Origin of the sequence: Thermogemmatispora sp. (genome assembly GCF_042408735.1) — a bacterium.
GTDB lineage: Bacteria > Chloroflexota > Ktedonobacteria > Ktedonobacterales > Ktedonobacteraceae > Thermogemmatispora.
Window position 1 is genome coordinate 1 of record NZ_JBHOQV010000126.1, and the last position, 26,946, is coordinate 26,946.

General features: G+C 62.5%; 16 protein-coding genes. 5 read left to right on the plus strand and 11 right to left on the minus strand.

Annotated features, from left to right (window positions below; translation table 11 throughout):
* Positions 1-704 precede the first annotated feature (704 nt).
* From ACFMO7_RS11525 to ACFMO7_RS11545, 5 genes are all read right to left on the minus strand, one after another.
* The gene (locus ACFMO7_RS11525; RefSeq protein ID WP_376795628.1) at positions 705-1,943 is read right to left on the minus strand and encodes a hypothetical protein; all 1,239 of its coding nucleotides are present in this window, start codon (positions 1,941-1,943) and stop codon (positions 705-707) included.
* Between the two features lie 199 nt (positions 1,944-2,142).
* Positions 2,143-3,351, minus strand: coding sequence for a hypothetical protein (locus ACFMO7_RS11530; RefSeq protein ID WP_376795629.1), 1,209 nt, complete (start codon positions 3,349-3,351; stop codon positions 2,143-2,145).
* A gap of 463 nt (positions 3,352-3,814) precedes the next feature.
* Positions 3,815-5,572: a glycosyltransferase family 39 protein gene (locus ACFMO7_RS11535; protein ID WP_376795630.1), complete on the minus strand. Its 1,758-nt coding sequence runs from the start codon at positions 5,570-5,572 to the stop codon at positions 3,815-3,817.
* A gap of 713 nt (positions 5,573-6,285) precedes the next feature.
* Positions 6,286-6,399 (minus strand): HNH endonuclease, encoded by a 114-nt coding sequence (locus ACFMO7_RS11540; RefSeq protein ID WP_376795631.1) that lies wholly within the window; start codon positions 6,397-6,399, stop codon positions 6,286-6,288.
* Positions 6,400-6,474: 75 nt separating this feature from the next.
* Positions 6,475-7,062, minus strand: a complete 588-nt coding sequence (locus ACFMO7_RS11545) for an RRXRR domain-containing protein (RefSeq protein WP_376795632.1) — start codon at positions 7,060-7,062, stop codon at positions 6,475-6,477.
* 579 nt (positions 7,063-7,641) lie between these two features.
* On the opposite strand from ACFMO7_RS11545, the gene ACFMO7_RS11550 reads away from it, so the two are divergent.
* From ACFMO7_RS11550 to ACFMO7_RS11560, 3 genes are all read left to right on the plus strand, one after another.
* Complete coding sequence (locus ACFMO7_RS11550) at positions 7,642-9,930, plus strand: glycoside hydrolase family 3 N-terminal domain-containing protein (RefSeq protein ID WP_376795633.1); 2,289 nt, start codon at positions 7,642-7,644, stop codon at positions 9,928-9,930.
* A gap of 707 nt (positions 9,931-10,637) precedes the next feature.
* Positions 10,638-10,946, plus strand: a complete 309-nt coding sequence (locus ACFMO7_RS11555) for a zinc ribbon domain-containing protein (protein ID WP_376795780.1) — start codon at positions 10,638-10,640, stop codon at positions 10,944-10,946.
* Positions 10,947-10,966: 20 nt separating this feature from the next.
* On the plus strand, positions 10,967-12,589 hold the full coding sequence (locus ACFMO7_RS11560) for a glycoside hydrolase family 43 protein (protein ID WP_376795634.1): 1,623 nt from the start codon (positions 10,967-10,969) through the stop codon (positions 12,587-12,589).
* Between the two features lie 139 nt (positions 12,590-12,728).
* Here ACFMO7_RS11560 and ACFMO7_RS11565 read toward each other — a convergent pair whose 3' ends face one another.
* The 4 genes from ACFMO7_RS11565 to ACFMO7_RS11580 form a co-directional block, all read right to left on the minus strand.
* A complete protein-coding gene (locus ACFMO7_RS11565; protein ID WP_376795635.1) occupies positions 12,729-14,672 on the minus strand; it encodes a methyl-accepting chemotaxis protein in 1,944 nt (647 codons plus the stop codon).
* Between the two features lie 84 nt (positions 14,673-14,756).
* Positions 14,757-16,553: an ABC transporter substrate-binding protein gene (locus tag ACFMO7_RS11570; protein ID WP_376795636.1), complete on the minus strand. Its 1,797-nt coding sequence runs from the start codon at positions 16,551-16,553 to the stop codon at positions 14,757-14,759.
* 41 nt (positions 16,554-16,594) lie between these two features.
* Positions 16,595-18,796, minus strand: a complete 2,202-nt coding sequence (locus ACFMO7_RS11575) for a methyl-accepting chemotaxis protein (RefSeq protein ID WP_376795637.1) — start codon at positions 18,794-18,796, stop codon at positions 16,595-16,597.
* 393 nt (positions 18,797-19,189) lie between these two features.
* Complete coding sequence (locus tag ACFMO7_RS11580; protein ID WP_376795638.1) at positions 19,190-20,743, minus strand: serine/threonine protein kinase; 1,554 nt, start codon at positions 20,741-20,743, stop codon at positions 19,190-19,192.
* Between the two features lie 580 nt (positions 20,744-21,323).
* Between ACFMO7_RS11580 and ACFMO7_RS11585 the strand changes: the two genes are divergently transcribed.
* A complete protein-coding gene (locus tag ACFMO7_RS11585) occupies positions 21,324-22,469 on the plus strand; it encodes a class II histone deacetylase (RefSeq protein ID WP_376795639.1) in 1,146 nt (381 codons plus the stop codon).
* A gap of 113 nt (positions 22,470-22,582) precedes the next feature.
* Positions 22,583-23,593: a DMT family transporter gene (locus tag ACFMO7_RS11590; protein ID WP_376795640.1), complete on the plus strand. Its 1,011-nt coding sequence runs from the start codon at positions 22,583-22,585 to the stop codon at positions 23,591-23,593.
* A gap of 106 nt (positions 23,594-23,699) precedes the next feature.
* On the opposite strand, the gene ACFMO7_RS11595 is transcribed toward ACFMO7_RS11590, so the two are convergent.
* Positions 23,700-24,491, minus strand: coding sequence for a TIGR00730 family Rossman fold protein (locus ACFMO7_RS11595; RefSeq protein WP_376795781.1), 792 nt, complete (start codon positions 24,489-24,491; stop codon positions 23,700-23,702).
* Between the two features lie 156 nt (positions 24,492-24,647).
* Complete coding sequence (gene glgB, locus ACFMO7_RS11600; protein ID WP_376795641.1) at positions 24,648-26,690, minus strand: 1,4-alpha-glucan branching protein GlgB; 2,043 nt, start codon at positions 26,688-26,690, stop codon at positions 24,648-24,650.
* Between the last annotated feature and the right edge of the window lie 256 nt (positions 26,691-26,946).

Genomic DNA, 26,946 nt, shown 5'->3' on the forward strand with positions numbered 1-26,946 from the left:
GTCGTGGAGGTTATGCTCTTCGAGAAGATGGGCAAATCGGATGGTGTCAATGAGCATATCGCTTGCTTTTCCTTTCTAATCGAGAGGAGTTGCGTCTGTCGCGACCGGAAAGATTCGACCATCTGTAGAGAAAAGACGCACAGAGGAGGGCTTTCATCTCGTTGAGGTCGCTGAGGGCACGGAGAGGTGCAGGCTGAGCCGGACCCAGCTCCGTTGACGACCGGTAAGAGAAGAAGCCGCCCCGCGGGCCGCCGCCTTTCGGCTCCCGCAGCGAGGGCGACGAGGGCGGGCGACCCAATACTGACCAGCGCGCTCGCTAGCCAGCCGGCCAGAGGGGAACTCTGCCGTAAGTAATACGCTTGCACCCCGCAAGGCGCGCCGCTTGCTGGCGCAAAGTACTACTGCCTGTCTGCCTGCTACAGGCGGGTAGATGGGCGGAGAATCAAGCAAGCAGGCAAAGGGAAAGAGCCGCTACCGTGCGGCTTTGTTCCGCTCGTAGGCCCTGGGCAGGAAGGGAGGAGGGAAAGGCCTCCTCCACAGAGATGGTCCAGGGTGATCGAGAGAGAACGAGGCAGGCATCCGGCGAAGATCATCGGTGAGTGGCACGGCCCAGCCGCATCCAAAGCCACCTGCCAGGCCGCCGGATCGGGAGAAAGGAGGCAGGCGCTGCCTCAGCTCCCACCTTCCTTCCCAGCTCGCTCCGCTCAGGGAGAGCCATCGTGACTGCTGAAGCCGACGGAGGGGGGACTGGGAGAGAAGTGCTCTAGAAATCGATAGAGGCGTCGTAGTTGGCGCTCGTGTTCTCCTTGTTGCTGTTCAACGGTCAAATACAGCTGCGAAAGCAGCTCGTAACGCTGAGTCTGCTCATTGAGACGCAGGAGGAGCGTCCCCAGTTGCTCCTGTTGACTGGCCAGCACGCCGAGCAGCTCCTGTTGGGCCTCCTGCTGGGCCTGGCGGCGTTCTTCCAGCTCGGACTCGATTTGACTAATCTGCAGCCCTTGCTGATCCTGGCGTTCATGCTGCTGTTCCACGCGCTGACGCTGCTCAGCCACCTGGGCCGTGAGGAAAGTCAGCTGCTGGGTGAGCTGTCCCAGCGTATGAGCCATCTGCTCCTGCTGGATACGCTGCTCGGCCAACTGCGTGGTGAGGTGCAACATTTCCCGCGTCAGTTGCTCGTGGACCTCAACCTCCTGTTGCACATGGGTAGTCAGCGCCTCGATCTGCTGGCGAAGCAGCATCAAGGTCTGCTGCCACTGCTCGCTGGTCTGCTGCAGTCTCGCTGTCAGCTCTTCGAGCTGCTGCTCCAGCTCGGTCTGGCGCGTGCTGGTCTGGATCTGCAGGGCGGCGATTTCATCCTCGAAGGAGGTTTGCAGCCGGGTGAGGGCCTCATCGACGGCGAGGCGTTGCTGTGCGGTGGCCTCTTGCTGTTGCTGAAATCGGGCCTCCAGCCGGCTGCGCAAGCGTTCCAGGGCCTCATGCTGGCGCAGCGACTGCTCGCGAATCAGGCTGCGTAGAGCTGCCATCTCGTGCGAGACAAAGGTGGAGGGAGTGGTCTGGGCAACCTGAGCCTGGGCACGAGAGGCTTCCTCGCCTGGCCGGCCCGACTGAGAGCGCTGCTCAGGTCGATCGACCTCGTCCCTTCCCAAGGCAGGAGTCTGCGCCGTGGGCGCCGGTCGTGCGGCGCTGGCGTTGAGCAAGGCCAGATCGCTGGCGCGGATCAGGCGCACCTGGTTCCGGCCTTCTGACGAGTGACGGCGGACCGGTAGGAGACCCTGGCTGATCCAGCGCTCAATGGTGGCCTCGCTCTGTCCACTGCTCCGAGCGGCCTGGCCGATCGTCAGCCAGCGATCTTCGGGACTAGCCAGCTCGTCGACGAGTTGTTCCCGCTCCACGGCTTCTTCTGTCCTTGCAGGTGAGTCTTCCTGGATGCGTTCTTCGAACATCAAAGCAACTGCCTCCAGCTATCCGCTGGTCTCAGTATATGTTGCCAGTGGAGGGACGTCAACAGCGGAAGGCGGAGAGCACCAGCGGACTAGTACGGGTGTACGGGGGAGCAGTTGAGATCGAGAGGGGGATCGCATGCTGGCGACTCTAGCTAGACCAGCTTTGTGCCGGGACAGGGGCCGGCGCTCCGACAGCTCGCTAGCTGCCGTCTGTCGCCGGCTGGTCCTGCCCAGCCTGCTTACTCTGCTGCCGCCAGAGCGTGACCTGGCGCTCAACCATCTGGATGAAGGTCTTGACCACCAGGGGATCATGGCTCTGAGCATAGACCGGAACAAGTTGCCCAACGGTGGCCAGACCCTGCTGATCCACATAGTGATCGTGGACATAGCGGAACCAATCGCGGATGCCGTCCTCCCAGCTCTTGTAGCTCCGGTAGCCGCCGAGGGAGCGGCAGCGGCAATCGGCGCTGACAGGCGCGTGCAGCAGGCCAGGCGAGTGAGTGACACGCGCCAGCCCCACTGTGCCGAAGGTGCTATCGTGCAAGAAGAAAGCCAGGGCATAGACGGGATCAAGACCGCTATTCTTCCCACTCTCGTAGATCAGCTCGGCATCCCCAACCAGAGGTGACTGATACTGGCTCAGGAGGCTGGCGATGAAGGCAACCGTCACCGTCGGACGCCCCTGGAGGGGATAACCGTCCGCGGGGTAAGGGGTGGCCGTCGCGCCGCCGTTGGCTGAGGGCACGACCGCGGTCGGGGTTGGTACGGGTGTCGCCTGTTGGCGCGTACCGCTGGCCGACGAGGCGCCACCGCTGACGGGGCCAAAGAGCCTCAGCTGCTCGCTGCGCCAGGTATCAACCGCTGTCTCAACAGCCCGGATATAGCCCGCCACATCGTTATGATCCGAGGCTGGTGCATAGCGCGGGATGATCTCTTCGACAGTGGTCAGTCCCCAGCTATCGATGTAGAGCGTGCGAATGAGCCGATACCAGGCCACGAAGCCGGCTTCCCAGCTCGGGAAAGCGGCAAATCCATCGATACATGCAGCATCGGGAATGCAGCGCAGGTTGCCCAGCGACAGGGTCGTGCGGGCGATTCCTGCTGTCCCGAAGGTGCTTTCGTGGAAGAAGAAGGCCAGGGCATAAACGGGATCGATGCCGTACTCGATCCCATCGTCGTAAAGGGCCTGGCCCTTGCCGGCTGCCGGCGAGTGGTAGCTGGTGAGCACAAGATCGATCAATGCGGGGCTGACGGTGGGAGGCCCCGCGAGCGTGTAGGTGCCGCTCGGCTGGGGCGCGGCGCGCAATGGGGCGCCTTCCGCTGCGAAGGAGGCAAAGATAAAGAGGAGAAGCAACAGGCTAGCAATGAGAATTTTGCCGATTCGCTGCATGCGTCCGCCTTTCTTCATAGCCTCTCTTCCCCTAATGATACCTCATTTCATTCAGAAAAGGCAGCCCCCTTGCAAAAAATGACGACGCCGGACCTGCTCCAGTTAGGCTGGGAAGGGCCGCCGCATCCTCCTGACAACAAGTAGGGATGACGAAGAAACGGGCGCGTGCCTGCCCGATGGAGCAGAGCAGCCAAAGCAGGAGTAAACAAGTCAAGGCTCGATACCGGATGGTCCGCGTCAAGGCACCTGGGCGGATAAACCATCATCTTTGCGGATCTGAAAGGCGAATTATATATTTGTTATAATTGCCAAAATTTGGGAAATTAGCTCTTACAATGGATATAAAAAATTATTTTACACGAAGATATCAACTGTGCTGGGATACGGTGTTGGCAAAGGTTATCAGCGATTGGGGCGCAAGCAGCTTGCGGTCTGGACGCGCCAACGTCGGTAACGATGTAGATGTAGAAGCCTTCGGCTTCTAGCCGGAGGTACGTTCACGCAGATAGAGCACAAAGCCGGGCAGGCTGATGGGCCGATAGTGGCGAGCGGCGAGTATGCGAGCCTGGCTACTGAGCAGAGGGAACTCTCCGTTCTGGGCATTGCTGAAGAGGTAGGCGGCCTGGGGATCGGCGCTTACCTCCCGATAATAGGGGGGGTAACGTACCAGGGCGTTGCGAGTCAGCCAGGGGTTGATGGTCCCGCAGATCACCTTTTCCTGGCTGGCGAAGGTCAGGCGATCGCAGATCCAATAGCCAGAATAGACATGGCGAATGCCCCAGCGCTCCAGCGTCGCTGCCAGGGCCTCGTACTGCTGCTGGCGTTCTGCGGCGCTCGGAATCTCGGAGGCGTTGGCGAAGGTGCCCGCCAGAAAGGCGAGCAGGACAAGGGCCAGTCCTGTCGCTGCCAGTGGCCGACGAATCCGGCCCAGGCGACGGCAGCGCTGGCTGGCCAGGGATGGCAGGCTCTGCCCTGGAGCCTCGCTGCTGATAGTCAGGGAGGGAGTGCGCCGAAGGCAGTGGACCAGCGGCCAGATGAGGGCTGGAGTGAGGATCAGCAGGCCCACCAGGTAGCGCGTGCTCTGAGGGCGCTGGGCAGCGGTGAGACTGACGGCGTAGGCCAGCAGTGTCATGAGGCCGGCGAGCAGCAAGAGCAGGCGGCTGGTGTGCAGGACCAGCTCCCGCCGAGGACGGGCTTGCCTCAGACGTCTCAAAAGGGAGCGCAGCGTCAGGGCCAGAGAGCCGACGAGCAGCAAGAGGTAGCCCAGGCTCCAGCTTCCGTAGAGGGCGGCGCAAGCCAGGCTCTGACCGAGGCGCCAGCCGTAGAAAGGAAGAGCCTCCAGGGGACAGGCAGGAGTCATACCTGTGGCCAGGGGGAGGCTGTAAAGGAAGGTGCCAGACAATTTCTTGAGCCAGAGCAGCAGCCCGCTGGGAGGCAGCCCTGGATAGCGGTTCTGGCTGTAGAGGCTCAGAAAGATGCTCAGCGAATCCTGGCCTGCAGGGGCATGCAGATTATAAACAATCAGCGGGAGGCCGCCGAGTACCAGACCGGCCAGGAGCAGCAGCAGCAACAGCGGATTCCTCAACCAGGCGCGCCAGCTAAAGAGGGCCAGTAAGGCTGCCGAGCAGAGCAGAAAGGGCACGACCAGCCAGTGGCTCCACAGGCCCAGGCCGGCCACGAGTCCCCAGGCAAACACCGCCAGCGGGCGGGTCCTGGAAGGGGCCTCTCCCGGTCCTGCCGACTGAGCCATGGCCAGCCAGGTTGCCAGCACCATGGCCAGCGAGCCAAAAGCCAGGGTCTCCACTGCTCCGCCGACGGCTCGCATCTCGGGTGTGAGCACATAGCGCGGGGCAAGACTGAGCAACAGCAGCGAGAGAAGCGCTACAGTGGTCCCATACAGGAGGCGGGCAAGCTGGTAGAGAGCGCAGGCGAAGAGAAGCAGGAAGACCAGCATAGCCAGGCGCAGGGAGAGCAAGGAGGGGCCGAAAAGGTGAAAGAAGACCGCCGCCACGTAGGCTTCGCCAGCCCCCATATAGTTTTGCCCATAGTAGAAGATAGGCCAGTCCTGGCCGCGGGCAATGTGGAGGGCCATCAGGCCCATTGTTCCTTCCTCGCTGTCTGTCCCCGGCCAGCCGGCGAGACTAAAGCCCAGGCGTAGCGCCAACATCGCGACAATGAGGCCAGGAGCCGCCAGCAGGCGGGCCGTACGGCGCGACGGAGCCAGCCAAACCGTCGCCAAAGGGGCCAGTGCTCCTTCCTTTCTCGCGCAAATCGGCGAAGAGGCAGGCGTTCCTTCCCTGCCTGCTTTGCTAGCGGCAGATCTCATCCTCTTCTCCACCAATCCCTTCCCGGCGTTGGGGGCCCCCGGCTTCAGCCGTGGGGAGGAGACGCCGGGGTCATCCCTTGCTGTACGCATACCCGTCACCCCGTTGCAAAACCGTCAGGTAGTTGGGATGCACGTCAAACCCGTTCAGACTGAAACTCGGCCGGTGCCGGATAGCAATGCGCCCAGCGTGCATGCCCGCATCCTTCCCTCGCGGGATCTTGGCCCGCACCAGGTCTCCCGTTCGAAACCCCATGTACGACTTTGGGGCAGGCGCGTGACTTTTCGGGAACCCGTACTTATCCGTGATGCACCGTTGCCGCTTCCCGTGCCCCTTGGCCTCAATCCGCAAAATCCGCATGTCCGGATCAAGTCGCACACACTCTCCCGATTCCCCCGCACCAGCCGTGTCAATCCAGGGCTTCTTCGGATAGCCCTCTTCGGTCCGATTGCGCCTCGTCCGGCCTCCCGATCCCAGCTCCAGCGGCAAGCCGGGTCTCTTCAGCCGCTCAACGACCACCCCTCGGACCATGTTCACCGCCGCTGCATCCGGAGAGGCTGTTTGAGCCTTTTGATCGCCTCGGGAAAACGCTGCACCCGGATACAATCAAGCGGACAGGCCGACGCAGTCAGTTCTTCCAACCATGCTCCGGGATCCGGTTTCCTTTCGCCTCGTTGCACATCCGGCAGACCACCGCCAAGCTGCTCACCCGGTCACAGCCGCCTCGCGACCTCGGGATCACGTGGTCGATGTTGAGCGCTGCCTCTCCCGAGGTCCCGCCGCAGTACGCGCGCTGGTGGCCGAACTTCTCCAGCAGCTATTCCCGCAACTCATATCCGAAAAGGGTGCCTTGCTGGTACTCCGCGCCCGAGATGTCAGGGTTCTGGAGCAGTTGCGTGTCGAATTTGACCTGTTCAACCGTCATCAAGGACAGCGGCGCATATCGGCAGAGACGGCTCACCCAAGTAACGACGTTTGCGACCCGGCTTTCCAGAGAAGGAGGCAAGCCTTTGTCGCGGAACCCCTGCCCGTCTCCCGCCCCGCAGGCGCGGCGGTACCGGCTGCCGTGCCTGGCGTTCTTCCTGCAGCCGTCGCATCTCTGCGGGTTCCGGTTCAGAAACCTCAGCTTGCGGTAGCGCGTCTTCCGGTTCCTCCTGGTCCAGCGGAGTGTCCGGCGTTCCGTGAGGACCTGCCGGACCTGCTTCCCCCGGTGTTGGATCTCCGCCGCCCACACCACGGTTCGGCCCCGTTTGCCGAACTTCGCCACCAGGGCCATGCCCGTGGTCTGCGAGCCGGGGCCGCACTCCAGCGCGACCGGCTGAATATTGCCCCCTTCCCTGTCCCGCAACACGAACGTGAACGGATGCCGCCGCAGGATCGCCGCCCGGCCCGCCTTCAGAAGCATGCGGGCACGAGCGGGACTGCACGGGCATAAATAAGCGGCCTCCTGTCCCTTCCTACGACCAACACTCTCATACGGCTTACGCCTCCCTCCTCGCCGGGGCTTACACCCCACACGGTCAAGTGAGCCTCGCCCATGTGATCCCGGCTTGTTCTGCGAACGGCACTGGCTTCGACCCCGTATGCCTGTTTCACCGTCCGCGACAGGGCCTGGAGCTGGCTCGCGCCTCCCAGGGTGTCATGACCGGCAGAACGGAGTCCCGCAAGGCCATCCGCCTCCGGACTTGGGCTGGTCAACCTCAGGCCTGTTCATCACAAGCCCCCGGCTTGAGCCGTGGGGTAGTTGACGCTTTGGCTTGGCTGTGGGTCCTATTCTAGACCACGGCAGAGACATTGCCTAGACGATTGGCCGAAAAATACCGGAAGTGGCTGGTGGAAAGGCTTTCCCACCCGAGAAAGCCGGCCCGGGTAACCAGGTAGGCCGGGAAACTGGTCCTTCTGATGCTAACCACGAGATTTTGGGCGAGGAATTCAGCTATACTGTCTCCTATCAAGGCTGATGACGGAGGAGAAGAAGCTAGCAATGAGCCGAGATGGACAGGCTCAGCCAGGGCAAGAGCGGCTTGAAGCCCTGCTGGCCTCAATGACCCTTGAAGAGAAGGCCGGGCAACTCATCCAGTATTTTTACTTTCCGGATTTCGCTCTGCAAACCACCTTTGTTGAGGAGGAGATCCGCGCTGGGCGGGTAGGCAGCCTTCTTTTTGTAGCTGATCCTGCCCTGACCAACCGTCTCCAGCGCCTGGCCGTTGAAGAGAGTCGCCTGGGGATTCCGCTGCTCTTTGGTTTCGATGTCATTCATGGCCTGCGCACGATCTTCCCGGTGCCGCTAGGATTGGCGGCCTCCTGGGACCCTCAGTTGGTCGAGCGGGTGCAGGCCGTGGCGGCTCGTGAGGCCCGCGCAGTCGGCATTCACTGGGCCTTTGCTCCAATGGTAGATATCGCCCGCGACCCCCGTTGGGGCCGCATTGTCGAGGGGGCGGGTGAGGATCCCTATCTGGGGGCGCGTCTGGCCGCCGCCCACGTGCGCGGCTTCCAGGGAGAAGGCATCGATACTGGTGAGCACATTGCGGCAGGCCCCAAGCACTTCGTTGGCTACGGGGCTGCTCTGGGCGGGCGCGACTACGATGAAGTCAATCTTTCCGAGAGTGAGCTACGCAATCTCTATCTTCCCCCCTTTGCGGCAGCAGTTGAGGCAGGCGCCGAAAATATTATGAGTTCCTATGTGGGCATCAACGGCGTGCCAGCGGCGGCTGATCGCCGGCTGCTCACGGAGGTGCTGCGGCGTGAGCTGGGCTTCCGGGGCTTCATTGTGAGCGATGCCAACGCTGTCCTTGACCTGACTACGCACGGTCTGACGCGCGACGAGCGGGAGGCGGCCCGGCGCGCCCTGGAGGCCGGGCTGGATATGGAGATGGCTCTAGGCGTTCAGTTTCTGGGTGAGTCTGGGCCGGCGGCGCGCCCTGCGGCCTTTGCAACCCTCCCAGAGGCGGTACGGGCCGGTGTGATCGATGAGCGCTTGCTCGACGAGGCGGTCAGGCGGGTGCTGGCCCTTAAGTTCCGCCTGGGCCTTTTCGAGCGGCCCTACGTCGACGAAGATCGCGCCAGCACGATCTTGAACGCGCCTGCTCACCGCGAGCAGGCGCGCGTAGCTGCCGAGCGTTCGGCAGTCCTGCTGCGCAATACGGGAATCTTGCCGCTCGACCGGACAAGACTGCGTCGGCTGGCCGTCCTTGGTCCACTGGCGTCGGACAAGCGAGCGACTCTTGGTCCCTGGGTCTTCGTGCCCGACCTGGAGGGCACGGTGACCGTGCTGGACGGGCTGCGCCAGGTAGCAGGCTCAGCTTTACAGGTCGACTATGCCCCTGGGGTACCGATGCCGACGCGCCCCATTCCTTCGCCGTTTGCCGCCCTCGACCAGCTCGTTCCCGGAGCCTCAACGATGGCCAGCCCAGCTTTTGATGAGCAAGCCGAGTTTGAGCGAGCCGTGGCACTGGCCCGCTCCGCCGATGTGGCCGTGCTCGTCCTGGGGGAGGCGGCGGATATGAGTGGCGAGGCGGCCTCGCGCTCAACGCTTGACCTGCCGGGTCGCCAGCAGGAGCTGCTGGAGGCGGTTGCGGCAACGGGCACCCCGATTGTCCTGGTGCTGCTCTGTGGCCGGCCTCTTGATCTCCGTCGGGTCGTTGAGCGCACGGCGGCGATCCTGGTGGCCTGGCACCCAGGCAGCGAGGGGGGGAATGCCGTCGCCAGGCTCCTCTTTGGCGAGGTGGCTCCTGGGGGCAAGCTGCCCGTGAGCTGGCCGCGCAGCGTGGGGCAGGTACCCTTGATCTACGCACATCTGCGCTCCCATCAACCCCAGACGAGTGGACTCCGCTACTGGGAAGAGGAGAGCACGCCGCTCTATCCTTTCGGCTTCGGCCTCAGCTATGGCGAAGTAGAGTACAGCGATCTGCAGCTGAGCGCCCCCTTGATCGGTCTGCACGATACGCTTGAGGTGAGCGTTGTGCTGCACAATCGATCGGAGCGGCCTGTTGAGGAGGTAGCCCAGCTCTATCTCCATCAGCGCTATGGACGGGCGGCCCGCCCGGTCCGTGAGCTGAAAGCCTTCGAGCGGGTCAGCTTGGCCCCCGGAGAGCGGCGCACGCTGCGTTTCGTGCTCGGAGCGGAGGCCCGGCGCTACTGGAGTGCCGCGGCAGGGGCCTATGTCCTCGACGAATCAGTCTTTGACCTGTGGGTCGGTGGATCGTCGCAGGCCTCTTTGCATGCTGAGTTCGCCGTTCAGGCCCAGAAGGATGGGAGCGGAGCACTCTCCTGACCTCATGAGGTCGGCGGGAGGCGCTGGTCTAGTGGCGACCTCCCGCCTTCCAGACAGGAGAAAGCCCGCTGCTTGGCCGGGGTGCTTCCTGGCGTGGCCCCGTCCACGCCAGCGCCGAGGAAGTGGTCTATCTGGGGGAGCCATATGTGTCGCGCCGTATGGTGGGACCAGCGTGAGCCAGCTCGCTCTGTCTCGCATCATCCCGAGCTGCTCCGCCTGTGGTCCAACGGGCGGAGTAGCCCGGAATGGGTCTTCTTAGCCTCAGCCAGCCGCCCCAGGTCAAGACCGTCGAGCGTCTCACGGTCATCGAGCGCAAGAGGTTGCTCGTGGGACAGCTCAGCCGTGCGCTGGCTCGGGGTACCAGATCCTCCAGCTTCGGAAACGCAGGCCACAGCGCTCGGAAGTAATCTCAACGAGACGAAGGCGCGCGTGGCGGTCGATCACCGCGAGCGCGCCTGCAGCGGAAGCTGGCGGCTCGCCTGGTCCGGCATTGGGACCGGCACACAGTGTCCGGTGGGTGTTCACATGGCTGCGCTATCGGCGACGGCCCCGCCCCCAGACCGGCGCGCAGGCCATGGCGAAGCGCCTCCTGACATGGACCCCTCCGCAGGCAGCCCCAGCCCTCGAAGGGTTGCAGACCCTTCCACTACAGAACGAGCAGCTCTGGGGGAGGGCCTGAGGGCGACGGCTCGCGCTGTGGCAGGGGGCTGCTCCGGCGCTGGGCGGAGCAGCAGGTCCACGAGCGAGGGCGGCCCATGGCGGAGGCCGACTCTGTCCATACCAGTCAGCGCTGTGCCCGCTCTGGGCGATGGGGAACCGGTCGCCGACATGCCTTCACCTGTTCCCACTGCGGGGCCGAGGGCCATGCCGATCCCAATGCGATCCACCACAGTCGCGGGCGCGTGCCCTGGACTGCTTTGCGGAGCCGTAGGCGGCTGTCAATCAGCCCTGAAGCCTGGGCCGATCGATCAGGCTGCGGGCAGGCTCCTGGCTGGAGCCAGGAGTCGTTGACCTAGTCTTCATCCAGGAGTAGGCCATGCCCTTCACAAATCCGATCATTCCTGGATTTCATCCTGACCCAAGCATCTGTCGGGTTGGCGACGATTATTATCTGGTCACCAGCTCCTTCGAGTATGTACCGGGCGTACCGATCTTTCACAGCCGTGACCTGGTGCATTGGCGCCAGATCGGCTACTGCCTGACCCGTCCTGAGCAGCTTCCCCTCCCGTCGGAGGCCCCATCGCTTGGCATCTTTGCCCCGACGATCCGCTACCACAATGGCATCTTCTACATGGTCACGACCAATATGGACGTCCTGGAGCGCCGAGGCGGGCGAGCCAACTTCTATGTGACAGCTTCCGATCCGGCTGGTCCCTGGTCCGATCCCATCTGGCTAGAGCAGGACGGCATCGATCCCTCGCTCTTCTTCGACGACGATGGCCGTGTTTATCTGACCAGCACCTACGCAGCGGGCGGAAGACGGGATCTGGAGGGAAGCGATCCGGGATGGGGTATCCAGCAGAGCGAGATCGACATCGCGACCGGGAAGCTCTTGACAGAGCCGCATCTCATCTGGAAGGGAACCGGTGGGGCCTACCCGGAGGGACCACACCTCTACAAGATCTCCGGGCGCTACTACTTGATGATCGCCGAGGGGGGAACCTCCTATGGGCATATGGAGACCATAGCGCGCGGCCCCTCCCCCTGGGGACCGTGGGAGGCCTGTCCGCATAACCCGATTTTGAGCCATCGCAGCCTCTGGCGCCCGATCCAGGCCACCGGCCATGCCGATCTGGTCCAGGCCCAAGACGGCACCTGGTGGCTGGTCTGTCTCGGAGTGAGGCCGCAGCCCTCACTAGCCCTCCATCATCTGGGCCGTGAGACCTTCCTGGCACCGGTCGTCTGGGACACCAACGGCTGGCCGCATGTGGGAGACGAGGGACGCATCAGGACGACAATGGAGCCGGAGCCGCAGCTTCCCGCTGCGCCCTGGCCACCTTCTCCCGCTCGCGATGACTTCGACCATACCAGGCTTGACTTGCCCTGGAACTTCCTGCGCTGGCCCCCTGCCGGCAGTTGGTCACTGACCGCACGCCCCGGTTTCCTCCGCCTGATGGGCAACGCCGCCACGCTGGACAACGGTAAAGATCTGGCCTTTGTCGGAAGACGTCAGGAACATATCCAGTGCCAGGCAGCCACCCGACTGGAATTCGCTCCCCAGCTTGATGGCCATGAAGCCGGCCTGGCCGTCTGGATGAATCGCCACCATCACTATGAAATTGCCCTGACTCGCCTCGCAGGGGAAACCTGGATCATTGTCCGCCGGCGCATAGGCAGCCTGGCGGCGGTCGTGGCCCGAGAACGGGTAGAGGCCGGCCCGGTGACCCTTCTGGTCAGAGCTGAGCAGGAGCCAGACCTGCTTTCCCAGTCGCCCTCCCTCTACATCTTCTCCTATGCTCTGGCGGATGGTCACGTTCGCGAGCTGGCCCGCGGAGAAGCCCGCTATCTGGCCACAGAGGTAGCTGGTGGTTTCACGGGCGTCTACTTCTCCCTCTATGCGACGACCAATGGGGAAGCTGGTGTTGCCTGTGCTGACTTCGACTGGTTCGAGTATCAGCCCCGGCCCACTCCTCAGTCCCGACCTGCCGCTGCTCCCTGAGAGCACTGTCCAACTGAGCACGGTGAGGAGTGGCCCTTCTCTGTCGTGCACCAACGGTAAGCGGGGCCAGGGGACAGGCGGGATAGCGCTGCCTACGTTTACTCCCTCCCTGGCCCCGCGCCTGGGCAGTGACTGACACTCAGGCGGTACTTCCCTCACGCAGGCGGAAGACCTCGACCGAGCGGCGCAGGTACTCAACGCGCTGCGCCAGAGCCTCCACATGCTGCGAAGCCTGGCGAGTGTTCACATTCATCTGGCGCGTAGCCTGCGAGAGGCGCTGCATGACCTGGACGATCGAAGTAAACGCCTGCAACTGGCGAGCCGCCATATCGGTAATGCGCTCAATCTCCCGAGCCTGCAGCTCGACCGCCGCGGAGATTGTCTCCAGAGCGGCCCCCGCCTCCTGAGCCCGCTCAGCGCCAAAGGCACTTTCGTGCTCAGTTGTGCGCATCGAGCTGGTCACAGCACTAATATCCTGCCGGACTCCCTCGACGATCTGGACAATTGAGCGCGCCTGGCTATTGGCACGCTCTGCCAGACGCTGGATATCTGCCGCCACCGCCCCAAAACCGCGCACCGACTCCCCCTCGTAGGCCACCAGCGCGGCTGCGTCCTGAGCCAGACGGTTGGTCTGCTCAACGATAGCGGCAATCACCTCGACCGTGCTGTTGATGGCGCGCGAATGCTCATCGAGCTTCTCAACCTTGGTTGCGGTAGCCTGGACATTTTCATAGATGCGCTTCAATCCTTCGAGCACCTGCTGAACGGCCTGGCGGCCTTGACGGACATGCTGAAGCGACTCATGCGTGCTATTCTGCAGCATATTGGCGCGGTCGGCGATGTGGCGGCTGGAGGCGGCGATGTGCTCGATCTCGCGCGTTGCGCGAGCGATCTGCTGCAGTTGCTGGTCGCCGGTTTCCACCAGGCGGGCCAGGGCGTCGACAACCACCGTCGTTGAAATAGCCACCTCGCGCGCTGCCCCTTTGACACGCATCACCAGGCTGCTCAGCTCGGCCAGCATATAGTTAAAGGCATTAGCAATGATCTGCAGCGTCCCGCCGGTCATGCGTGCGCGCCCGCTCAAGTTACCCTGGCTCACCCCGCCAACATCGCTCACCAGAGCCTCGATCTGCTTCTGCAGGGCATTGCGCTGGTCCTGAATCTCCTGGATCAGGCGAACCATATGGTCAAGCATCGTATTGAGCGAGCGAGCCACCATAGCGATCTCATCGCGGCCAGTCACGGGGGCTCGCACGCTGGTATCGCCGCGGGCGATCCGGCGTGTCAGACGCGCCAATTGACCCAGTGGGCGAGCGATCGTCCAATAGACAAAGGTTCCGACCAGCAGCACTACAGCGATGATCAAGACCGCGGCCAGCGTAATCTCAATCGCCGTCTGCGTCACCTGGGGGGCAGTTACCTCGACCACCTTGTCACCCATGGTCTCAGTGAGGTTGACCAGGTGCGTCCAATCATTTTCCAGCGGGGTATAGGCGCTGTTGGCCTGTTGCAATAGCTGGCTGGTCTTCGCCGTAGGGCCAGAGGACTGCAAGGCCGCCAGCTCGCGATCTTGGGCCTGTAAGTAGCGTTCCCACTCGCCCGCCAGAATGCGCTGTACCGTTTGCTGTTGGTCGCTGGCGAGGCCGCGGGTACTGTCCTCGCTCTCCAGCAGGGAGCGAATCGGGGCCATCTGTGGCGAAGTGGCCAGCAGGTAGTTATGCTGGTAGCTGGCCAGGCCCTGAGCAAAGCTCGTCTCCAGGCTCTTGATCTCGGAGGTCAGGCGCTGACGCAGGGCGGCCAGATCGGTATTGGGAGCCCCAGCGATATTAGTCGATACGAAGGTCTGGGCCTGGAGAGCGATCAGATCGGCGTGCATATGCTGCAGATTCGCCAACTGAGTCGTGACCACATGGACCGCATCGGTACTGACCTGGACCGCCTCGCTGCGGCTATTGAGTGCGTCAATGTAGGCGTGTCCGAGCAGCCAGAGGATGATGCCCGGAATGACAGCCACCATGATGGCCGCCAGGAAGAGGCGCCGCACGATGGGCGCCTGCGAGATCCATCTCATTGGAGCGATCATGGATAATACATTCCCTTCTTGCTTCTTTGCAGCGTTTCGCCATCAATGCCTACCCGCGGAGGAGCTGCGGGCCGCTCAGACCGCTCAGACATGGTGCAAGGCGAGTGCCACCTGCTCGTTGTCGGGATAGCTGTAAGGAGACGGCACGGCGTAGGGATTGTGCTCATCGGGCCAGCCCACGAAACGGGCCGTCGTGTATTCGTACCAATTGACGCTGTACAGCAGCGGGATCGAAGGTAACTGCTCCACCATGATGCGCTGCAACCCGTTGAGAGCCTGCTGCTGCACGGCAGGGTCGGTGGAGTGGGCATACTGGGCCAGGAGCTGATCGGTAGCGGGATCGCTCCAGCGCTCCCAGTTCGAGGGGGCCGACTTCCCGAGTGGGGCCGTATTGGCGCTATCGAGCAAAGCGTCGTACAGATAGTACGGAGAAGGGCCGCTATTGGTCCAGGAGATCGCGCTCTCAAAAGAGCCAAGCTGTAAGTTCGAGATATAGGTATTCAGCGGCAGAGCCTGGACCGTCACCTCAATCCCGATAGCCGCCAGATCCTGGGCCATCAGATTGCAATCCTTCTCCCAGTCGGTCCAGCCCGAGACAACTTCCATACCGAAAGCCAGGCGCCGACCCTCGCGATCAACAAAGATGCCGTCGCTTCCACGCACAAACCCGGCTTGCTCCAGCAAGCGGATGGCACGGGCCCGATCGACCTGGAAAGAGAGCGAGCGGTACTGCGGAGCCAGAAATGAGCGGTAGGAGGGCAGGACAATAGCTGTCGGATGAGGAGGCGGCTCATAGCCATTCTCACCTTCCTTGGAAAGGCGCTCGCGGTCGATAGCCAGACTGATGGCCTGGCGGACGGCCAGCAGGTTGAAAGGATAGCGCGCCGTGTTGAGGTAAAGCATCACAACAGCGATGGGGGGGAGCCAGTAACGATTGTGACTCGGATCGCGCGCCACGAAGCTCTGCAGGTTCGAGCTAAAGAGACCAGTCCAGTCAATGGAACCCTGAGCCAGCAATAGATCGGCGCTGGCATTGGAGACATAAGCGGGGTAGCGCAACTGGCTGATATAGGGCTTACCTGGCTGCCAGTAGTGAGGATTGCGCTCCAGGATGTAGAGGGTGGGATCAAAGGACTTCAGCATGAAAGGACCAGTGCCGACCGGATTCGGGTTAGCCTCGTGCACAGGATCTTTAACGCGCTCCCAGATATGGCGCGGCACAATATAGGTCTGGCCGCCGATGTACCACTCTTCTGGGAACGAAGGCTGCTTGAAGGTAATGACCACGCGGTAGGGGTCGGGGTTGGTCACGGCCTGGACAGTGGTCCAGATACTATGGAGATCGAGGGTCGGAAAACGATGGAGCAGGTTGAGCGTAAAAACGACGTCATCGCTGCTAAAAGGCTGGCCGTCGCTCCAGAGGACGCCGCGACGGAGCTGGAAGGTAAGCGTCTTGAGGTCGCTGGACCAAGAGAAGCCGGTTGCCAGCCAGGGCTTGATCTGGCCGGTCTCCTGGTTGAAGAAGAGCAAGGTCTCGTAGATCATACCCTTAGTGCCGCTGAGGGTCGCATTATCGGAGGCGAAAGGGTTGAAGAAGCGCTCGAAGCGTCCATAGGGGCCGGGCACAATGGTCAAGGCCCCACCGTACTTGATCTGCGAATCCGACGGTGTGTTGCCTCCCGGCACACTGCCAGGCACGCAGGCCGTCAGCGCCAGGAGCAGAGCCACGCTGAGCGACAACAGCCATGACCGGTGTGGAAGCCGACGCCGGTCACCCTGCCGACGGCTGACCAGCAAGCCGAGGCCAGACCGGGCGGAGGCAAGACAGGGACCATGAGGATCAGAGACGGAGCAAGCATGATCAGGGACAGCGCAGGACATTGTCCATCCTCCTCCTTGGCATCGATCCTACTACTGACTGATTACTGATAAGACTCGCTGTCGGGAGCCTGCGGCGGCTGCGCGACCCACAGCGATGAAGAGGGCAGCGGAGTATTGGGACTGGATCCCAGCAGTCCCGTAGACGTGGGAGGCAAGGGAGTCACCGCCCCACCAGGAGGCAGGGAGGTCTGCTGTGGAAGAGGAAGCAGGCCAGGCTGAGACTGGCCAAGCGGGGCGCTGACGGGCCGCGTGCCTGAACCCAGCGGCGAGATCGACCCCGTTGTCGTCAAACTCCGCCGTTCGCTGGCGACCGTTGCCGCGGCGGCTGATTGCTCGCGTGAGACCTTGAAAGCATCGACAGAGATGCGCAGGTGTTCGACCAGGGAGGCCAGGCGCTGCATGTGATGGGTTGCCTCACCCAGCCGCGCCTTATTGGTCTGGGTCAACTCGGCAACATACTGCATAATCTGGACAGCCGCCGTAGCCAGTTCCATCTGTCTGGTCACCAGGCTCGTGATATCGGCGATGTCGCGGGCCTGGCGCTCAACCGTAGCAAAAATGCCCTCCAGGGTGCGTTCAACATCCTGGGAGACCTTACTCTCGAGGGTTGTCTCGCGCTGAGTACGCTCCATTGAGGTCGCGGCCTCAGCAATATCCTCTTGAGCGCTGCGCACGATGCGAGCGATATTGTTGGCCTCCAGCTTGGCCTGCTCGGCGAGGCGGCGAATGCGCACGGCCACAGCCCCGAATTCCTTGCGTCCAGCCCCGACCATGGCGGCCTGGATAGCCGAGTCCAGGGCCAGGCGATGGGTCTGATAGGCCAGGCTGAAGATCACCTCCACGATATCGTTGATCTCCTGTGAACGCTCGCCCAGGCTACGCACCCGCTGTGTTGTTGCCTGCACATGGGAATGGATATGGCCAAGGCGATTGATGGCGTCCCAGGTGGCCTGATGGCCACCGGTGGCGCTGCGCTGAGTGTCCTGGGCGATCCCTTCCAGAATCTGGGCGTGCTGAGCCACCTCCTGACTGGCCAGGGCCATCTGCTCCACCCCACTGGCCGCCTCATTGATCTGCTGAATCTGGAATTCGCCGATCTGGCCGAGGCGCGTCATCTGCTCGAGGGTCAGGCGAGTCGAGGTTTCCACCTCGCGAGCCACCTGCTTGATGCGGATCACCAGGCCCTCCAGCTCGCTGATCATGTAATTAAAGGAAGAGGCAAGCACTCCCAGGACATCGCCCGTCACATCGGCGCGGATGCGCAGATCGCCCTCGCCCACCCCTTTCACCTCGCTGGCCAGATTACCGATGCGGGTCTGCAGCAGGTCGCGCTGTTGCTGGGTATTCTCCATCAGTTGGACGATGGTGTCGAGCATCGTATTCATCGAAGCCGCCACCCGTGCGATCTCATCGCGTCCGCTCAGCCTGGCTCGCGCCGTTGTATCGCCGGAGCTGATGCGACGAGTAAGCTGAATGAGCTGACGCAGCGGACGACTAATCGTCACATTGACAAGGTAGCCAATGGTGAAGACAAAGAGCATCGAGATTGGAATGGCGATGATCGTCCCGATCAGCATGGGAACGGTCTGTGAAGGTCCAACGCGCACTACCTCGGTGTTGACTCGCTCGGCGATATCGACGATGCGCTGCCAGCTTGCCAGAAGCGGCGAATAGAGCTGATCGGCCTTTTGCAAGAGCTGAGCGGCCTGGGCCAGGGGCATGCGCCTGTCTAGACCGATCAGAAGGTCATCCTGGGCCGCCTTATACTGGGGCCACTGGTGCTCCAGGATAAGATCAAGCAGCTGCTGCTGCTCGCGGATGATCGTGGTGTGCGGGTCGTTTTCCAGGAGAATCCGCCGAATATCGGCCATCGCTGGAGCGGTTGCGAGCTGATACTGTTCCTGATAGGCCACACTGTCAACGTCGAAGCTCCCTTCGATGTTGAGCACTTGCAGAATAACGTCTTCTTCGGCGCGTGTAAGGGTCGCATCGCTGGTGCTATTGGTGGTAACGCTTGGCAGCAGAGCCACGAGCAGGGCGTGCATGCTCTGCAGACGCGCTAGCTCGGTGGTGGTGATCTTGATGGTCTGGTTACTGATCTGGACAGCTTGCCTTCCCGACTCCAGGGCGTGAAAGTAGATGCTGCTGAGGAAGATAATCGCGATAAAGGGGATGATGGTTGCCCAGGCGAAGGTGGCAAAGAGCCGTAGGGAAATCGGCGTATTACTGATCCATCTCGGCATCTTCCTGGCCTCCTCTCTTGCGCTCGGCTCCGTCGCGCCTCTCTCTGCTGATTGCTGCCTGGCTCGCAGGACCACGTGCGGTCATGACGTCAAACGTTGCCAGTGATGTTGAGCTAAGTATACAATATCAGTAGTCATGGAATTCCTAAATGGTCGATTACTCACCTGAATTTCTTATCGCCATTCTTCTCTCCATTGTTACGGTACCGGTACCGTAACAATATCGGAAATCGATCTATAGTGCAAGCAACCAGACCCCACCCGCGATGAGCCTGGACCAGAGGCGCGCCGGCTGGCCTGGATCCAGGAAGCGAGCGAGGAGGCAGTGAGCAGATGGAGGGGGGAGGAAGTTGATGGGACAGGGGCGAGCGAGCGGGAGGGCTGGCGATGGCCTCAGCCGCGCGGAGGGAGGGAAGGTGAGCGCCAGGTGAGGAGAGCGCCCGGCAGGGGGGGCGGAAGGCTGCCGGCGCTGTGGGCGGTGGCGATCAGGAAAAGAAAGACAAAGACCAGCAGCAGGACGGCCAGGGCGATAGCTGTAAGGACAATCGCCGTGCGCAGGCTCAGGCCCGTCTCCGGTAAGGAGAGTTGCCACCCATGGGACGAAGCCGACTGAGGGGATGGAGGGGGAGTTAAGGAAGCAGGGGCCGACCTGTGCCGCTGGCGTGGTAGTCCGGGCTGACTGTGGCTCTCCCTGATGGCAGGGGTGGACGAAGCTGTCTGTACTCGTGCCGACGGCAGAATCAGGCGCTGAGGCTGCTCCTGGCCGGCCTGAGCTGAGCGGGGGGAGCCTGTCCAGCCGCAGCGGGGACAAACTGTCTGGGAAGGCGCCAGTGTCATCTGACAGACAGGGCAGGCAAAGCCAGGGGTACTGGTCCGGGCCTGCTGCAGATCCTCGTAGAGCTGGGGCAAGTCTGGCTGCGTCTTATGGGGGTCTGCGGGCCGTCCCCGTTGTCCGGGGGAGGCGGAAGGCTCCTGCCGTGGCGGCTGCAGCCTTTCCAGCACCTGTCTCAGCTCGGCCTTGAACTCGGCCACCGACTGATAGCGCTCGGCGGGCTTGAGGGCCATGGCACGCTGGATAATGGCATTGAGCTGTTGCAGAATCTCTGGCGGTAGCACCGCGAGCTGGGCCACGTGGCGGGGCATGCGCGAGCCGCGCGTGGGGCGAGCGGCCTCAAAGCGGAAGGCCTTGCCGGCCTTCTCCTCCGCCAGCAAGCGGGCGAGTAGTTCTTGAAGCGACGGCAGGCCCGAGTGGCCCTGTTGGAGGGCCTGGTTGCGGGCAGAGACGCTGGCCGGCTCCTGCATCGTCAAAGCGAAATAAAGCGTGCCGCCCAGGGCGTAGACATCGGAGCGGGGGTCGGTGCCGCTCCCGCCGGGGTACTGTTCGGGAGGAGCATAGCCGGGCGTGCCTTGATGGCGGGCGAAGAAAAGCGTGCGCGCCCCGTCGGCTACTGCCTTGGCATTGCCCAGGTCCACCAGATAGGCCGTCCCATCGGACGTAATGCGGATATTGTCGGGCTTAATATCGCGATGGATCACTGGCGGCTGCTGACTATGGAGGAACTGAACGGCGTCGCAGACCGCCAGCAGCCAGCCCAGGATGACCGAGAGTGGGATGGCCTCATCGTGCTGGCGGGCCAGGCGCAGCTGCTCGGTCAGGTCGCGCCCCTCGATGTAACTCAGCACGACGTAGTAGCGTCCACGCTCGCTGAAGGCATCGATAAAGCTGGGCAGGTGGGGATGATGGAGACGGCTGAGGACCCGCGCCTCATGCTGGAGCTGTGCCTGGCCACTAGCACCGGTGACCAGATATTCTTTGACTGCACAAGGCTGGTTGGTGCGCAGGTCCACTGCCAGGTAGACATGGCCAAAGCCGCCGCTGCCCAGGGCTCGTTCGATGCGGTACTGGCCACGCATGATCGTCCCCGGCGGGATGGTTTCGATCATCATAGATGCTCTCTCTTCCTCCAGTTATCGCTCGGCTAAGAATAGGGAGAGGCGGCGCCCCATAAGGCCCCGCTGCATTATAACATTCCCTCTGCGCCGCTGTCATGGCGACACGCTCCAATGGGCTAGCGCGCTGGCTGGGGGATAGACAGGCAAGGCAGGTAGGCAGGCAGGCTGATGAGCAGCCATTGCCAGCTATTGTTCGCTCAGCCTGCCAAGATGCCCCTGAGAAGAAACGCCCACGTTCCCCTTTTCTCACGCATCAAGTTTTCTCCGAGAGGACAGCACCTCCCGCCTCCCGCCGAGGCGTGGCACCGCCGGCCTGTTCCCTTCATGCCAGCTCATTTCCGCAGCCAGCCGGATCCTCCCTTCCAGGCAGCCCGACCTTTGTCAGCCATCTTCCGCGCATGGGAACGGATCAGGTAAGCATTGGCTGGTGATAGAAAGATTCTGACATGCTATCCTAAAGTATATTCCCATTTTCCTGGCTGTCCCCGGTGTTCTCGATAGCCCCTCCTCGCTCGATGCGGGGTAGGGCGCCGGGCAAGCCTGATTGTTGAACCTGTAGCGAGGAACAGGAGAGATGTCGGCAGCGCACCTGACCAGCGGCCTGCTCTTTGATGAGCGCTTTCTGGCTCACGACGCTGGGGTCGAAACCAGCGTGCAGATGCGCGAGGGGAGCTTTGAGCTAGATCCTGAACCGCACCCCTCGGACCTGGCCATTATCAAGCGTACCTGGCAGTTTCTGGAGCGTTCTGGTCTGCTGGAGCGCATGCAGCGCCTGCACGCGCGGCCTGCTCATGAAGAAGAGCTGCTTGTCTACCATACGCGCTCCTATCTCGACGGCTTACGAGCGTATGCAGCAGGCGGCCCCCGGTTGGGGGATTGGGGCGAAGTTGACGAGGATACGTCGGTGAGTACCGGCTCGCTGGAAGCAGCCCTGTGGGCCGCCGGGGGGGCCTGCCGGGCAGTGGATGCGGTCATGCGCGGTGAGGTGCGCAACGTCTTTGCCCTCCTGCGGCCCCCTGGTCATCATGCAGAGCGGAACCGGGCTTTGGGCTACTGCATCTTCAATAATGCCGTGATTGCCGCCGAGCACGCCCGCCGTACCTATGGCCTGGAGCGCATCATGATCATCGATTGGGATGTTCATCACGGCAATGGCACCCAGGATGCTTTCTACGCGGACCCGGGTGTGCTCTTTCTTTCCCTCCACCAGCGCAACTGGTATCCCCGCTGCTCGGGTGAACTGGAGCAGGTTGGCACGGGGGCTGGTCTTGGCTACACCGTCAATATCCCTCTGCCTGAAGGGACAGGGGACCGTGGCTATGCCGCGGCCTTTGAGCAGCTCGTGTTGCCCATCGGTCTGCATTATCGTCCTCAGCTGATCCTCGTTTCAGCGGGACAGGATGCGAGCTGGCTTGATCCGCTGGCGCGTATGATGATGACGCGCAGAGGCTATCGGCGCCTGACCGAGCTGGTCATCGCTCTGGCGGATGAGGTTTGCCAGGGTCGCCTGGTTGTTCTCAACGAGGGAGGGTACAGTCGCGCCTACGTGCCCTACTGCGTCGCTGCCATTGTTGAGGCCCTGCTCGGACTTGATCTTGGCATTGTCGATCTTTATGCTGGGGCCTGGGAGCTAGAGCGCAGCGCCACAATCTTTACGCGCGCTACGCGCCGCGCTGTGGAGCAGGCTCGTCGCTGGCACCGTCAATGGTGGCCTCTTTGAGGGAAGGAGGCCGCCTGCTGTGAAGGAGAATCAGGGCGGGCAGAGCCGCCGGAGCGCCGGACGATGTGGCTGCAACGTTGCTGGCCCAGAGAGAAAGAAAGGATACCTGAGCAGTGGACAAGCAGGGTGAGGGACGTGGGCGTCTGCGAGGCTATTTGCTCGTGGTACTGGCCTCGCTCCTCTTTGGTCTCAATGGAAACCTTGCGCGCAAGCTCTTCGATGAACGCGCGCTGACGCCGCTGACGCTGGTAGAGTGCCGCATGCTGATCGGCGGGGCTTGCCTGCTGGTTTTACTGGGGGTCGTTCAGCGGGGGAAGGTTCTGCCGCCGCGCCGGAGCTGGGGCTGGCTGCTGGCCCTGGGTCTGGCAATGGCGGCGGTGACCTACAGCTATTTTATGGCCATCAGCCGCCTGCCGGTGGCCATTGCCCTGGTCATCCAGTTCAGCACGCCGGCCTGGCTGGTACTGGCAGAGGCGATCTGGCGCCGTCGCTGGCCGCCCCTGCCGGTGCTTGGGGCCTTGCTGCTGGCAGGCAGCGGCCTGATCCTGGTAACGGAGGTCTGGCAGCAGCGGTTTCTGCGCCTGGATGGGATTGGGCTGCTCTATGCCTTGCTCTCGATCCTCTCCTTTGCCGCCTACCTGCTGCTGGGACGGCGGGTTGGACGCGATCTGTCAGCCTTGAGCGCTACAACCTGGGGGGCCCTGGTGGCGGCGCTTTTCTGGCTGCTCGTGCAGCCACCCTGGAGTCTGTCACCTGCCAGCCTGCGGCCAGAACTTTGGCCAGCGCTGGCGGCGGTTGGGATCCTGGGCATGGCTCTGCCGTTCCTGTGTGAGCTAGCCGCCCTGCGCTACCTGGATGCGGGCCGCGTCGGTATCGTAGCCATGCTAGAACTTGTAGCGGGGAGCGGCATCGCTTACTTCTGGCTGGGGGAAGCTCTGGCTGCCGATCAGCTGCTCGGAGGAGCGCTTGTCATGCTCGGCGTGGGCCTGCTCCATTATGAGGAGCTCAGGCGCCGAGCAAATGGGCCGCTCCCGCCAGCAGAGGTCTCATCGGTCGGTCCGGATCCGGAAGGGGCGGCCAGTGGCCGGCCAGGTCAAGAAGAGTTCCCGCGCCAGCCGACCTAGGCTCAAAGGAAGAGGGCGGAGGCGGGCCAGGCGGGATCAGGACCGGGGTCGGCAGCCTGCGAAGAACCAGGTTCGGCTGGCTGGGAGCGAGCCGCGTCCAGGCGGCTTAGCGGATCGATTTCTCGCGATTGGGGTCCTCGCGCTCCCGGCGATAGGTCTCATAGGCTTCTCGCACCAGCCGGCAAATCTCGTGGGGATCGTCGGAGAGGCGCAGCAGCTCGGCGTCGCCCGGGGAAATCTTGCCCTCGGCCAGCATGGTCTCGTGCAGCCAGTGCAGCAAGCCACCCCAGTAGCGAGAATCGTAGAGGATCACGGGGAAATGGCTGACCTTGCGTGTCTGGATCAGGGTCAGAGCCTCAAACAGCTCGTCCATGGTCCCGAAGCCGCCGGGGAAAATCACGAAGGCGTTGGAGTATTTGACAAACATGGTCTTGCGAACCATGAAGTAGCGGAAGTCGATCGAGATATCCAGGTAGGGATTGGAGGCTTGCTCGAAAGGCAGCTCGATGTTGCAGCCGATAGAGAGATTTCCCCCCTCCTGGGCCCCCTTATTGGCAGCCTCCATGATACCAGGTCCGCCCCCGGTGATAATCGCAAAGCCGGCCTGGGCCAGCAGGCGGGCAGTTTCCACGGCGGCGGCGTAGGCGGGGTCGTCGGGCCGCGTGCGGGCCGAACCGAAGATGGCCACCGCTGGCGGGATATGGGCCAGGGCATCGAAGCCGTTGACGAACTCGCTCATGATGCGAAAGACGCGCCAGGGGTCAGTAATCGTAAAGTCGAAATGGAGGGCGCGCTCCAGGGCATGCTCATCGGCCTGAATCTGCTCGCTTGGAGGCGGCTCCGACGGACTCACCAGCGGGCGCGTCGGGCGCGTCAGCAGGCGTTCATCCTCGGTCATAGGGCGGCGCTTGCTCTGGAAGGAGCGGAAGCGCTCTGCCGCCTTGCGGCCGCGGTGGTTAAACTGATTGCCTTTTGGCGACTGATGCTGCGAGGGTGGATGATTATGATTGCGACTCATCGTCCTTCTTCCTCACGAATAGTGCGGTCCATCTGCTTAATGCTCTGGATGGGCGTCTGGCTGGTCGACTGCGGCGGAGGGAGCTGAGCCGAAGGGGCGCCACTTCAAGACAATGGTCGCCAGTGGCGGCAAGGTCACCACGATGGACTGAGGGCAGGACTGCCAGGCGATAGGGGAACTGGGCAGGGGCTGAGGGTTGCCAAGGCCGCTGCCGCCGTAGCGCTGGTCATCGCTGTTGAGGACCTCGTAGTACTCGCCGGCCAGGGGCGCGCCGACGCGATAGCCGAAGCGCGGCACAGGAGTGAAGTTGCAGATGAAGACAAGGGTCTCCTCCGGGCGTCCGCTGCGGCGTTGGAAAGAGATCACGCTGTTTTCGCTGTCGTGGCAGTCGATCCAGGAGAAGCCCGCCGGCTCGCAGTCCAGCGCGCTCAGGGCCGGCTCCTGCTGGTAAAGGCGGTTGAGGTCGCGCACAAAGTCGCGCAGTTGGGCATGGTGCGGGTCGCTGGGCGGCTCCAGCAGGTGCCAATCGAGGCTCTCGCGATAGTTCCACTCGCGCCATTGGCCGAACTCGCCTCCCATGAAAAGCAGCTTCTTGCCCGGGTGCCCCCACATGTAGCCCAGAAAGGCGCGCAGATTCGCGAAGCGCTGCCAGAGATCGCCCGGCATCTTCGTCAGCAGCGACCCCTTCATATGGACCACCTCATCGTGAGAGAGCGGCAGCACGAAGTTCTCAGAGAAAGCGTAGGTCAGAGAGAATGTGATGTTATTGTGATGATAGCGGCGATAGATAGGATCGAGACGCATATACTCAAGCATATCATGCATCCAACCCATATTCCACTTCATGCTGAAGCCCAGGCCTCCGACATAGGTTGGGCGCGACACCAGCGGCCAGGTGGTAGACTCCTCGGCGATAGTTAGAGCGCCCAATTCCTCGGCATAGACAGCCTCATTGAGCTGGCGCAGGAAGTCGATGGCCTCCAGATGCTCGTGGCCACCGTAGCGATTAGGAACCCACTCACCGGGACCGCGCATATAGTCCAGATAGAGCATCGAGGCCACCGCATCGACGCGCAACCCGTCGATATGGTACTCGCGCAGCCAGAAAAGGGCATTAGCGATCAAGAAATTGCGCACCTCGCTGCGGCCATAATTGAAGACCAGCGTGCCCCACTCGCGATGCTCGCCCTTGCGCGGGTCGGCGTACTCGTAGAGAGGAGTTCCGTCGAAGAGATGCAGGCCGTGGCCATCCTTGGGAAAGTGGGATGGCACCCAATCGAGAATAACGCCGATGCCCTGCTGGTGCAGATAATCCACAAAGTACTGGAAGTCCTCCGGGCTGCCATAGCGGCTAGTCGGAGCGTAATAGCCGGTCACCTGATAGCCCCAGGAACCGTCGAAAGGATGCTCCGCAATTGGGAGCAACTCGACATGGGTGAAGCCCAGATCCTTGACATAGGCAGCCAGGGCATGGGCCAGCTCGCGGTAGGTCATGAAGCGATCCTCTTCGCTGGCGCCGGGACGGTGGCGCTCGGGAACATGGCGCCAGGAACCCAGGTGCACCTCGTAGATGGAGAGGGGAGCTGAGAGGCGCTGGCGCTCAGCTCGCTGGCGCACCCATTCCTCGTCGTGCCAGCGGTAGCGCTGCAGATCGGCGACAATGCTGGCGGTGGCTGGACGCAGCTCGGCAGCAAAGGCATAAGGGTCGGCCTTCTCTAGCACCTGCTGGTTCACCCGCGAGCGGATCGCGTACTTGTAGAGCGCGCCCACCTGCACGCCGGGGATGAAGCACTCCCAGACACCCAGCTCGCGATGACGGAGCTGCATCGGGTGAGCGGAGTGGTCCCAGCCATTGAAGTCGCCGATGACAGAGACCGCCTCAGCGTTGGGAGCCCAGGTGGCAAAATGCACCCCACTGACGCCATCGACAACGCGCGGGTGTGCACCCATCTTGTCGTAGAGACGATACTCTCGGCCCTGTCCAAAGAGGTAGAGATCGAACTCGCTGAAGAGTGAGGGGGCCGCTTGACCGTTGCGCGGCTGCTGGGTGTGCGCTCCATCCTCAGAGACTGTCGACATAGCCTTGCTTTCCATCCAGGCGCAAGATTTGTTCGGCTTAGCCCGGTTCGGGTCGTGGTTCCTACTCATCCAGAGCACAGAGAACAATTCTAGCATAACACAGAAGGCAAGAGCGGAGGGGAGGAAGGCAAGGACCAGGTACAGGTACCTCGCAGCGCGTGCCCGCACTCAGATAGCGGTTCGCGAGCCGTTGCTGTCTGCAGGCTTTCCTGCCTCCCGCCGAGCAGCCAGACCGACTTGCCTTCCGCGAGATTTG

Bases quoted from the DNA above. Each gene is read 5' to 3' on its own strand.
- ACFMO7_RS11560 (WP_376795634.1), top strand. From the start codon at position 10,967: ATGCCCTTCACAAATCCGATCATTCCTGGATTTCATCCTGACCCAAGC.
- glgB (WP_376795641.1), bottom strand. From the start codon at position 26,690: ATGTCGACAGTCTCTGAGGATGGAGCGCACACCCAGCAGCCGCGCAAC.
- ACFMO7_RS11550 (WP_376795633.1), top strand. From the start codon at position 7,642: ATGAGCCGAGATGGACAGGCTCAGCCAGGGCAAGAGCGGCTTGAAGCC.
- ACFMO7_RS11570 (WP_376795636.1), bottom strand. From the start codon at position 16,553: ATGTCCTGCGCTGTCCCTGATCATGCTTGCTCCGTCTCTGATCCTCAT.
- ACFMO7_RS11585 (WP_376795639.1), top strand. From the start codon at position 21,324: ATGTCGGCAGCGCACCTGACCAGCGGCCTGCTCTTTGATGAGCGCTTT.
- ACFMO7_RS11565 (WP_376795635.1), bottom strand. From the start codon at position 14,672: ATGATCGCTCCAATGAGATGGATCTCGCAGGCGCCCATCGTGCGGCGC.
- ACFMO7_RS11595 (WP_376795781.1), bottom strand. From the start codon at position 24,491: ATGACCGAGGATGAACGCCTGCTGACGCGCCCGACGCGCCCGCTGGTG.
- ACFMO7_RS11525 (WP_376795628.1), bottom strand. From the start codon at position 1,943: ATGTTCGAAGAACGCATCCAGGAAGACTCACCTGCAAGGACAGAAGAA.
- ACFMO7_RS11530 (WP_376795629.1), bottom strand. From the start codon at position 3,351: ATGAAGAAAGGCGGACGCATGCAGCGAATCGGCAAAATTCTCATTGCT.
- ACFMO7_RS11545 (WP_376795632.1), bottom strand. From the start codon at position 7,062: ATGCTTCTGAAGGCGGGCCGGGCGGCGATCCTGCGGCGGCATCCGTTC.
- ACFMO7_RS11580 (WP_376795638.1), bottom strand. From the start codon at position 20,743: ATGATGATCGAAACCATCCCGCCGGGGACGATCATGCGTGGCCAGTAC.
- ACFMO7_RS11575 (WP_376795637.1), bottom strand. From the start codon at position 18,796: ATGCCGAGATGGATCAGTAATACGCCGATTTCCCTACGGCTCTTTGCC.